Here is a 9309-nt window from a genome sequence, read left to right on the forward strand (position 1 = left end):
GCGGCAGGTGTGACGACACTCACAGAACGCTACGGACGACGCGCCCGGGCCGATGGCCGCAGTGCCGTGATTATCGGCGGAATGTCGCCAAAACCACAACTCCTAGTGATAATGACGACATGATGTAACTAGATATTGGGGTGTGGATGTCGTACATTTTCTATAGCAGTTAACTTACACGAATGTTGTTTGGCTCGCCTGAGGATGGCGAACCGCCAAGAGAGGGACCCATGCAGACCAATGTGCTTACCGAAACGCGGCCTGAAGCCGGCGCCGCCACATCCACCGTGCTTGTCGAGAAGCGCGATGGACGCGTGGTCGACTTCGATCCGATCAACATCATCTCGGCGGTGAAGGCGGCTTTCGGCGACTTGAACAAGCAGATCGGCCCGGAGGAGGACGCGATGATCCGCGGCTTCGCCGACAGGGTCGAGGGCGAGATCAGGGAGCGGTACAACGGTCCGGCCAAGATCGAGGACATCCAGAATCTGGTCGAGCACGCGCTGATCGACGCCCATCTGTACGACGTGGCCCGTGCCTACACCAACTACCGTCTCGACAAGGACATCCAGCGCGCCAAGGCCACCGACGTGAACGAGGCGGTGTCCCGCTTCATCAACCAGGACCCGACGCTGATTCACGAGAACGCCAACAAGGATGCCAACGTGTACGCCACCCAGCGTGATCTGCTGGCCGGCGCCGTTTCCAAGGCGGCTGCGTTCAACATGTTGCCTCCGGCCGTGGCGAACGCCCATATGAAGGGCGACATCCATTTCCACGACGCCGATTACTCCCCGTTCACCGCGCAGTCAAACTGCTCCCTGCCGAACTTCTGGGACATGCTGGCCAACGGCTTCACGCTGGGCAACGCCCCGATGGCCTCTCCCAAGTCCATCGCGATCGCGGCCACGCAGATCACCCAGATCATGAAGGATGTGGCCTCCAGCCAGTACGGCGGCCAGACAGCCAACCGTGCCGACGAGCATCTCGCCGTCTACGCCAGGAAGGATTACGAGAAGTTCCTCGCCGAGGCCCGCGAGAACATCCCCGACGGCATGCCGGTTGAATTCGCCCGTCGCCAGGTTGCGAACGCCAAGCGCAACGAGCCCGCCAAACTGCACTTCGGCTCCCGCAAGCCGTTGCCCATGGACACCCCGTTCCATGGCGATGTCGACGAACTTGAGCAGGAGCGCGAGATCCTCGCCAAGATCCGCACCCGCAAGGCCATTTACGACGCCATGCAGACGATGGAATACCAGATCAACTCCAACCGCGTCTCCAACGGTCAGACCCCGTTCGTCACCGTGGGCTTCGGTCTCGGCACCGATTGGTTTGCGCGTGAGATCCAGCGCGCGATCCTGCTGAACCGCATCCGCGGCCTGGGCAAGGAGCATCACACCGCGATCTTCCCGAAGCTGGTGTTCACCATCAAGCATGGCGTGAACGCCGATCCGGGCGACCCGAACTATGACCTCAAGCAGCTGGCGCTCGAATCCTCCACCAAGCGCATGTATCCGGATGTGGTGTTCTACGAGAACATCGTCAAGATCACCGGCTCCTTCAAGGCGCCGATGGGCTGCCGTTCCTTCCTGCAGGGCTGGACCAACCCGGAAACCGGCAAGGACGAGGAAGACGGCCGCATGAACCTCGGCGTCGTCTCCGTGAACATACCGCGCATCGCATTGGAGTCCCACGGAGACAAACCCCGCTTCTGGAAGCTGTTCAGTGAGCGGATGGAGGTTGCCCACCAGGCGCTGCAGTTCCGCATCATGCGCTGCAAGGAAGCCACTCCGGTGAACGCCCCGACGCTGTTCCGCTTCGGCGCATTCGGACGGTTGGGCGCCAACGAGAGCGTCGACAAGCTCTTCAGGAACGAGCGCGCCACCGTGTCGCTGGGTTACATCGGCCTGGCCGAGGCGACCAGCGTGTTCTACGGCAAGAACTGGATCCGCGATCACGGCTGGGATCCGGAGGGCAAGGAATTCGCGCTGTCCATTGTCAAGCGCATGTCCGAACTGTGCCGTCAGTGGAGCAAGGCGGAGGGCTATCACTATTCCGTGTACTCCACGCCGGCCGAGTCGCTGACCGATCGTTTCAATCGCATGGATCGCGAGAAGTTCGGGCGTGTGGAGGGCGTGACCGACCATGACTTCTACACCAATTCCTTCCACTACCCGGTGTGGCTGCAGCCCACCCCGATGGAGAAGCTCAACTACGAGAAGGACTTCCCCTACTACGCCTCCGGCGGCTTCATCAACTACTGCGAGTACCCGTGCCTGCAGGACAACCCGAAGGCGCTCGAGGCGGTGTGGGATTACGCGTACCACATCGGCATCGGCTACCTCGGCACGAACACCCCGATCGACCACTGCTTCGTCTGCGGCTTCCAGGGTGATTTCGAACCGACCGACGAGGGCTTCAAATGCCCGGAGTGCGGCAACAGCGATCCCGACAAGTGCAACGTGACCAAACGAACCTGCGGCTACCTCGGCAATCCGGTGCAGCGCCCGATGGTCCATGGCCGTCACGAGGAAATCTCGCATCGTGTGAAGCATATGGCCGGTGAAACCGGTCGTGTGACGCTGTCCGATGGCGAGACCCGCGAATGGTTCGAAGACACCAAGTGACGCGGGTCTGACTAGTCCGCTCAACAGCGAGGTGACGTGCCCCTTCCGATCGATGTGATCGAAGGGGCATATCCTTTTCTTGGGACTGGCTTCGTAGGCGGCTGGATTTGATGCCCGGGCGCGTCGGTTGGAGTTGGGCGTGAGACGGATAGCGGGAATTGGGAATGAGGGCAAGGAGACGGTGATGGCGGATTTTTCGCTGGTAGACAGCCCGGAGGCGCGTGATGCCGCAGTCCGGCGTGAGACGAAGATGGCAAAGCGTCACGATTTCGCCCCCGACGAATCCGATCGCGGTCCTTCGGTGCCTTCGAATGGGCTTGCCAATGACCCAAGAGCCGGACAGTGGGATGGTCGGCGCATGTCCAAGCGTATGATCGCCGACTATAAGACCTTCATCGTCACCGATGGCGAAGGCGTGCGCAATTCCCTGTATGTGTCGGGATGCCCGTTCCATTGCGTAGGATGCTTCAACTCCTCCATCTGGGATTTCCAGGCCGGCCACGAATACACGCAGGCGCTCGAAGATCGCATTATCGAGGATCTGAAGGCCTCATGGGTGCAGGGCATTACCTTCTTGGGCGGAGAGCCGTTGCTCGCCACGCCCGTGCTGCTGCCGTTGGCGCGCCGCATTCGCGCTGAATTCGGCCACACCAAGGACATCTGGGCATGGACCGGCTATACGTGGGAGGAATTGATGCGCCCCGGTGAGACGCAGGACAAGCTTGAGCTGCTGGAGTTCATCGACGTGTTGGTTGACGGCCGCTATCTGAAGAACCAGAAGGATTCCCTGCTGCAATTCCGCGGCTCCAAAAATCAGCGGATTCTGGACGTGCCGGCATCGTTGCGCGCCGGCAAGCCGGTGATCTGGCCCAGACTGCATGATCAGGAACGATTCATTCCGGAGACCTACCTGAAAGATCGCGAATCCCAAGAAGGCTCTCAAGCTTCCTGAGTGGGGAACGCGATTGACCTGGATCTTTTTGCGTGAGATTCGTACAAAAAGTCAGTTGTATCAAAAATCGCGCAAAATGTGATTATGTGACTTATTGATACCGCGGCGTCTTGATGCAAAATGCCGCTTGTCTCAGAGATCAAGCAAGCGGCGTCCCCGTATTTGCGGCTGGAGATGCGCCTTTCTCCGGGTTCCATTCAATTGTCACTTGGCTTTGGCGGCTTGGGAGTCGATCCAATTCTGAACGGCGGTGACGGCTTCGTCGAGGGTGACCTTGGCTGCCTTGAATAGTTTGGTGTCGGTGATGCCCGAGTTGTCGATAAGCTTTTGCGCTGCGTCGATGGAAGCGGTGAGTGTGTCTTTGACGAGCTGCCCGGTTCCGCTGCTGACGAGGCTGCCGCTGAGCTGGTTGAGTAGCGCGCGTGCGGCGTTCAACGAATCCTCAAGATCTTGGCGCGCATCGTCGAGTGCATGGCCGTCATTGCCATTCGGCGTCGTTCCCGATTGAGATTCCGGGTCGGGTTGCGCATTCGAGTTCGGACTTGCGCTATTTGCGGTGCCGGGGGAGAGAGAATTCAGCAGGGCTTCCAGATCGTCGCCGGCATGCGACTTGATTTCGGCGTTGATCTTGTCCACTGATGTGTTCAGCGAATCGGTGGCGGAACGGATGGTGTCGGTCGCGATATTGAGCTGCGTTGGCATGGCATTGGCGGCGCACGCCTTGTCGGTGAGCGTGCCTTCGGCGGCGTCCATCGCGTCGGCGAAAGCGTCCATCACCTTGTCTACGCCGAGCAGCCTGCGAACGAGCTGCTCGCTTTCGGATGCGTTGTTGGTGGTGTCGAGCAGATTCTTGCGGGCGGTGCTGAATTCGGTCATGGCGGATCGGCAATTGGCCAATGCCGTTTGCTGGGCGTTGCGATATATCAGCAGGCCTCCGCCTCCCGCGATCAGCACCACTGCCACCACGATCGCCATCACAATCGGCCAGCGCTTGCGGTGAGGAGCATTGGGCATTGGCTGTGTCATTTGCGTCGTCTGCGTCGGCACACCCTCGGCGATCTCCGAATTGACCGGTATCTGCTGCGTTGTCTGGTCGTCCATATTCGTCCCTTTCGGTCTCTAGGTCAATGATATGGCCCGCTTGGTTTGGTTCGGCTTCGCTTCGTCCGGACTAGACGCTCGTGTGGAATGGGGAAGGGGCTTCCAAGCGTCCCGAATTTGAGAAGCCCCATGCCTATTTCCCAGATTCGTCCCGCTAATTCCCTGTTAGCGTCTCGAATTTGGGAAACGGGTGGTATTTTCCCCAAGTTTGTGCCGCATATTCCCTGTTGGAGGGGCGAATTTGGGAAACAGGCGGCGTTTGTCCATTAACTATGTGGTGCAATCGTGAGATGGAAAAGGAGCCATATGATTCCAGAGCAATATGAATCTCAGCGCGTGGGGCTTAACGGTTACCGTGTACTTAACTTGGATTTGGACGGTGTGTGCGCTGATTACATGGGCGGTCTTCGTGACTTCCTTGTTCGTCACGACCGCATGGATCCCTCTATCAGACCGTCAAACGACTCGTATGCGCTCTATGAAAACGAAGGTTGGCCCTTCTCTTCCTCCGCCGAATACATTGCCGCTCATAAGGCCGCAGAAGCCGAACACCTGTATGCGACTATGCGTCCGCTTCCGGGTGTTTCCGAAGCCATGAAGGCGCTTGCTGACGAGCATGTGTACATCCGCATCGTCACCCATCGCCTGTTTGTATCTGGTCAGCACCGCATGGTTGTCGCCGACACCGCCCAGTGGCTTGACGACAACGACATTCCATACATGTCGCTGTGCTTCACCGGTCTTAAGGATAGTGTGCAGGCCACGCTCCATATCGACGATTCGCCGTCGAATATCGAATCGCTTCGCGCCGTCGGACAGCATGTCGTCATTTTCGATCAGCCGTATAACCGGCATCTTCCGGGCCCCCGCATTGCATGCTGGAATGACGAATCCGTGTCTCGTTTGCTCTCGTGGTTCGAGCGTTGGCCCGAAGAGTGAAATAGAATCGCTATTGGTTTGTTCGGAGTTTTGTAAGTTGAGGGAAAGGGACAACAATATGGCTGCAACCGTTCGCTACGGTGGATATAAGGATTATCCTTCTGCGCTCCATGCCGCGTATGAGCATTTTGATAAAGAGTCTCATAGTTATGCCGTCGCTGAAGACTTCTCTTCCGTGTCTATTGCCGAAATCGAATCCAACGAGAGCCTCCTGCGTTTCTTGCGGGATTATTATCTCCGCAAGCATGGAAAGGGTTGTACGGAGGCCGCCCTTTTCCGTGCCCTCGCCGATCGCAATCGCTCCATGATTGAGTGGCTTCCTGTTCCGCGTCGTGTTGAACTTGGTGAACGTGCCTTCAGATCACTGCCCAATGAGGAGCAATTTTCCGCCATTGCCGTATTGCAGAACCGCTCTGTTGAAGATGTACGCGAGCAATATGATCAGGCGGTTTCGGCTGGCACTCCGAAAATGAAGGCGTTCGCGCAAGTCCTGCAGGCGGAACCGATTCAGGGCATCATCACCGGCGTCGACCTAGAGACCACGTCTGGCAATCCGGAGCGCGGTTATATCATCAATGTCGGTTGGGAGCAGATGGAGATGGCCCGCGGCGCAAGTGCACAGATTGCTCATTCTCAGATGGCTGGTCTGCCCGACTGGTACGAATTTACGGGTATTCCGTTTGACAATGTTCACCATCTCACATGGGATGATCTTCATGCCGTTGCTCCATTCCGTGAGAACAAGCAGCTTCAAAAGATTCTCCTTGACGCTTTGAAAGAGCATCCTTTCATGGCTCACAATGCCTTTTTCGAGGATGCGTGGCTCACGCTTCACCTCGACGGTTACGCGGAGGCGAAGGTTGCCGGCGAGATCAAGATCATTGATTCCATGACTATTTCCAAAGCGCTGGAGGGCAACCAGAAGTCAAACGGCGGTCATTCGCTTGACGCTTGGGCACATCGCCTCGGTGTGCTGACGGACGGCGAGAGCGAAAAGCATTTGGGCCTGGATGACACCGATCTGATGCTTCGCTGCGCCATTGCCGAATTCGCCCGCAACAATATGCTGAAGTGACAGTTTCGCCCCCGTGTATGTCAAGGGTTCTATACGCACGTCACTGAAACGATGCATCTCACGGCCCGCAAGTGGTACTGTGGTATCCGCGCTCATAATATGGCATTGATTCACAAACTGCAATAAGTTAGTTGCATTGCTACGGAGCTTGTCTCCCACGTTCGGTGCTTGTGGCCCTTCCCTCTCTTCCCCTCTGCCTAAAATTATTACTTGTAACGTCGTTTCCTTAAGGAAAGAACTGCCCAGATGTCTGATGAATCCCAAATCCCATTAAATGCCCGAGTCGATCTCGTTGCCTATAAAGCTTTGTGCGAACCCATTGATTCAAAAGACCTGAATAAACTGCTGTTCGATTTGAGAGAAAACTTTGCCAACTATTTTGGAGTGAAAGAGACGACAAAGAAGATTCTGAAGGATTCGAAAGACAAGTCCGCCTTTTCGGATGAGGTCGGCCCGGAGAAGGATAAGGCCGACTGGAAGAAGATAGTTTGGGACCACTATTTCACAGGTATCAGCTGTGATGGCTCTACCTATTATAAAGGCTTTGGTCCCGATTCGGATCATTTCTTTGATTCCGAGATAAATCCTTCTGAAGACTCTGGTCCGTCCTTTTCGTTGTGTAGTAGCTGGGCCCTTCCGTTGGACCCGACTCGTCCAGCCCTGCCCGAGGATGTCAAGGATCAGTGGAGCAAATCGTGCGATCTCCAATATGGTTATCGCGCCGGTATCGAGAAAGGTGTCGACATCAAGATTCCTGCTCTTAAAGATCGCTTGCGCAGGGATATCGTTTTTCTCTACCCTAATTGGGGTGGTGATTTGTCTTGGGAGAAGTCAACTGATGGTGACAAGTGGACAGGTCCGTATGGAATCGAAAAAGAGCTAAAGGAGCTAAAGGAGGAGTACCGCCACCTCTATTGGCGAAATTTTCATTGCGACAAAAATGAGGCGAGTCGGTGGTTTAAACCCAATGCTCGCTTTTCCGCCATTGACGTTGGCCCTCTTAAAGGTGCATACTGGACTGATTTCTACAAGTTTATTCCGACGGCCACAGAGAATGTTCTAAATAATTTTTTGGCGAATTCGAAGAAGAATCTCAAGGATGTCAAGGCTGTGATGCTTGACATCCTCAATGAGGAACTCACTCGTCTGGACTATGGTAGCTCATCGGAAGAAGGACTTAGTTCGTCTACTCGTCTCATTCTTGCGACCCAAATCCCGCATAAGATCCTTGCCACCGATGGGAATGAGATCCTTAATGATGCTGGCAATAAGAAATATGTTATTGAGCCTTGGCGTCTCATCAAATGGCCTCATCATTCCGGATCGAATCCAACCACGTTCAAGGCTACAGCTTTGGCATATGCATATGGTCGCGTCGAACGTGCCCTTGAGCATATCGAACAGCCGGATGCCAAGGCTTCGTGGCCGTGGCCATTTGGTGCGTGGGTGGAAAGTGAAGGTAGCGTTGAACATCAAGGCCCATCTAAATCCTTGTACAACTGGCTGACAGAAAAGTTCGATGATGAGCATAGGGAGGAAATCGACTTTACTAAGAAGGGAGTGCTCCACTGCTACAGGCGTTACCCGAAGCTCTGTGCATCTCTTCGTTCCAAGAAAGAAATAGTGGACAAAGCTTGTAAGAGCGTTTCTGGTGAACTGAACCTAGAGCAGGCGTTCAACGCGGTGAAGAAGGTTATGCTCAAGGATGATTTGAGTAAGTATTCCGATTCGCTTACGAATGATCTCAATCAGCTTGAAAAAGATATTAAGGGCTTGGATGATTTCAACGATAAGAGTATCAAGAAGCCCGCGGCTGAATCGATTGAGTTTATCGTCGATGCTCTTTATTGGAAGGATTTGGTGAGTGAGGAGGACGTGAATGCGGCCTTTTTACTGGGATACCATAATGAGTCCGTACTGTTAGGCAATGGCCAAAAGTTTATTGGAAAGAAGACCAGAACACGTTTCGATAAGACGCTGTTGCCAGAACCTTCCGACTTGAAAAAGATGAGAGAGAAAATGTTGCAGGATGCCTGAAATAACGAGATAGCTTAGTTTGTCTACGTTTTCGCTGTTCTGTGTTGTGCTACAAATTCCCAGCGCAACACAGAACAGCATTTTTGTATACTGCGAGAACTTTGTCCATTACTGAGTGGTGTAACCGTTGATTGGTTTGAAAGGAGACCGGTTATGTCCACTCAGTCCGTTGTTTCTCTGTCTCTTGGCGATGTCTTCTCCTCCCGTGCCCGGCTTCGTGCCGTTTTTGGTGGCTCAACGGATATGCGTCGCAGCGCTGTCTTGAAAAAGTCAAGTGCTCGCGTGGTGATTCTTTCCGACTCCAGCCGAATGGCGCTGCTCGGTTCGCGTCTTTATCTCGATGCGCTCCCAGCTTCCCTCCGCTCCATTCAGGCTGCATTCGTATTCACCGAATCGTCCACTCGCCGTTTGTCCGGTGTGGAGCATGCTTACGTATTTGAGGGCATGTTTGTTGCGCCCGCCGAAAGCATCTCCGATCAGACCTGTCTGACTCGCCAGCCTGTGGCTGAATTCACTTTGGCCAGCTGACTTTGCTTCATGGAGATATGGGTGCTATTTGATATGAACTGGTTTTTGTT

Annotated in this window: 7 protein-coding genes; 6 read left to right on the top strand and 1 reads right to left on the bottom strand. The window is 55.0% G+C overall.

The features are described 5' to 3' along the window. Nucleotides 1–230: 230 nt before the first annotated feature. Both nrdD and nrdG read left to right on the top strand, forming a co-directional pair. Nucleotides 231–2627 (top strand): anaerobic ribonucleoside-triphosphate reductase, encoded by a 2397-nt coding sequence (gene nrdD / locus B2994_RS03745; protein WP_291527044.1) that lies wholly within the window; start codon nt 231–233, stop codon nt 2625–2627. Nucleotides 2628–2877: 250 nt separating this feature from the next. Next, complete coding sequence (nrdG, locus tag B2994_RS03750) at nt 2878–3579, top strand: anaerobic ribonucleoside-triphosphate reductase activating protein (protein WP_291527051.1); 702 nt, start codon at nt 2878–2880, stop codon at nt 3577–3579. A 204-nt stretch (nt 3580–3783) separates the two neighbouring features. Here the strand turns inward: nrdG and B2994_RS03755 are convergent, their stop codons facing one another. Continuing rightward, nucleotides 3784–4680: a hypothetical protein gene (locus B2994_RS03755; protein ID WP_291527045.1), complete on the bottom strand. Its 897-nt coding sequence runs from the start codon at nt 4678–4680 to the stop codon at nt 3784–3786. A gap of 306 nt (nt 4681–4986) precedes the next feature. On the opposite strand from B2994_RS03755, the gene B2994_RS03760 reads away from it, so the two are divergent. From B2994_RS03760 to B2994_RS03775, 4 genes are all read left to right on the top strand, one after another. Next, complete coding sequence (locus tag B2994_RS03760) at nt 4987–5619, top strand: 5' nucleotidase, NT5C type (protein WP_291527046.1); 633 nt, start codon at nt 4987–4989, stop codon at nt 5617–5619. Between the two features lie 58 nt (nt 5620–5677). Further along, nucleotides 5678–6694, top strand: coding sequence for a hypothetical protein (locus B2994_RS03765; protein ID WP_291527047.1), 1017 nt, complete (start codon nt 5678–5680; stop codon nt 6692–6694). Nucleotides 6695–6940: 246 nt separating this feature from the next. Next, nucleotides 6941–8731 carry a hypothetical protein gene (locus tag B2994_RS03770; protein WP_291527048.1) on the top strand — a complete coding sequence of 597 codons (1791 nt, stop codon included), beginning with the start codon at nt 6941–6943 and terminating at the stop codon, nt 8729–8731. A gap of 153 nt (nt 8732–8884) precedes the next feature. After that, nucleotides 8885–9259: a hypothetical protein gene (locus B2994_RS03775; RefSeq protein WP_291527049.1), complete on the top strand. Its 375-nt coding sequence runs from the start codon at nt 8885–8887 to the stop codon at nt 9257–9259. The last annotated feature ends 50 nt before the right edge of the window (nt 9260–9309 follow it).

The sequence above is a fragment of the Bifidobacterium sp. UBA744 genome (assembly GCA_002298605.1).
In the GTDB taxonomy this organism is placed as follows: Bacteria; Actinomycetota; Actinomycetes; order Actinomycetales; family Bifidobacteriaceae; genus Bifidobacterium.

What these genes read in the sequence shown, in the direction of transcription:
- nrdG (WP_291527051.1), top strand. Translation starts at nt 2,878, where the DNA reads ATGGCAAAGCGTCACGATTTCGCCCCCGACGAATCCGATCGCGGTCCT.
- B2994_RS03770 (WP_291527048.1), top strand. Translation starts at nt 6,941, where the DNA reads ATGTCTGATGAATCCCAAATCCCATTAAATGCCCGAGTCGATCTCGTT.
- nrdD (WP_291527044.1), top strand. Translation starts at nt 231, where the DNA reads ATGCAGACCAATGTGCTTACCGAAACGCGGCCTGAAGCCGGCGCCGCC.
- B2994_RS03755 (WP_291527045.1), bottom strand. Translation starts at nt 4,680, where the DNA reads ATGGACGACCAGACAACGCAGCAGATACCGGTCAATTCGGAGATCGCC.
- B2994_RS03765 (WP_291527047.1), top strand. Translation starts at nt 5,678, where the DNA reads ATGGCTGCAACCGTTCGCTACGGTGGATATAAGGATTATCCTTCTGCG.
- B2994_RS03775 (WP_291527049.1), top strand. Translation starts at nt 8,885, where the DNA reads ATGTCCACTCAGTCCGTTGTTTCTCTGTCTCTTGGCGATGTCTTCTCC.
- B2994_RS03760 (WP_291527046.1), top strand. Translation starts at nt 4,987, where the DNA reads ATGATTCCAGAGCAATATGAATCTCAGCGCGTGGGGCTTAACGGTTAC.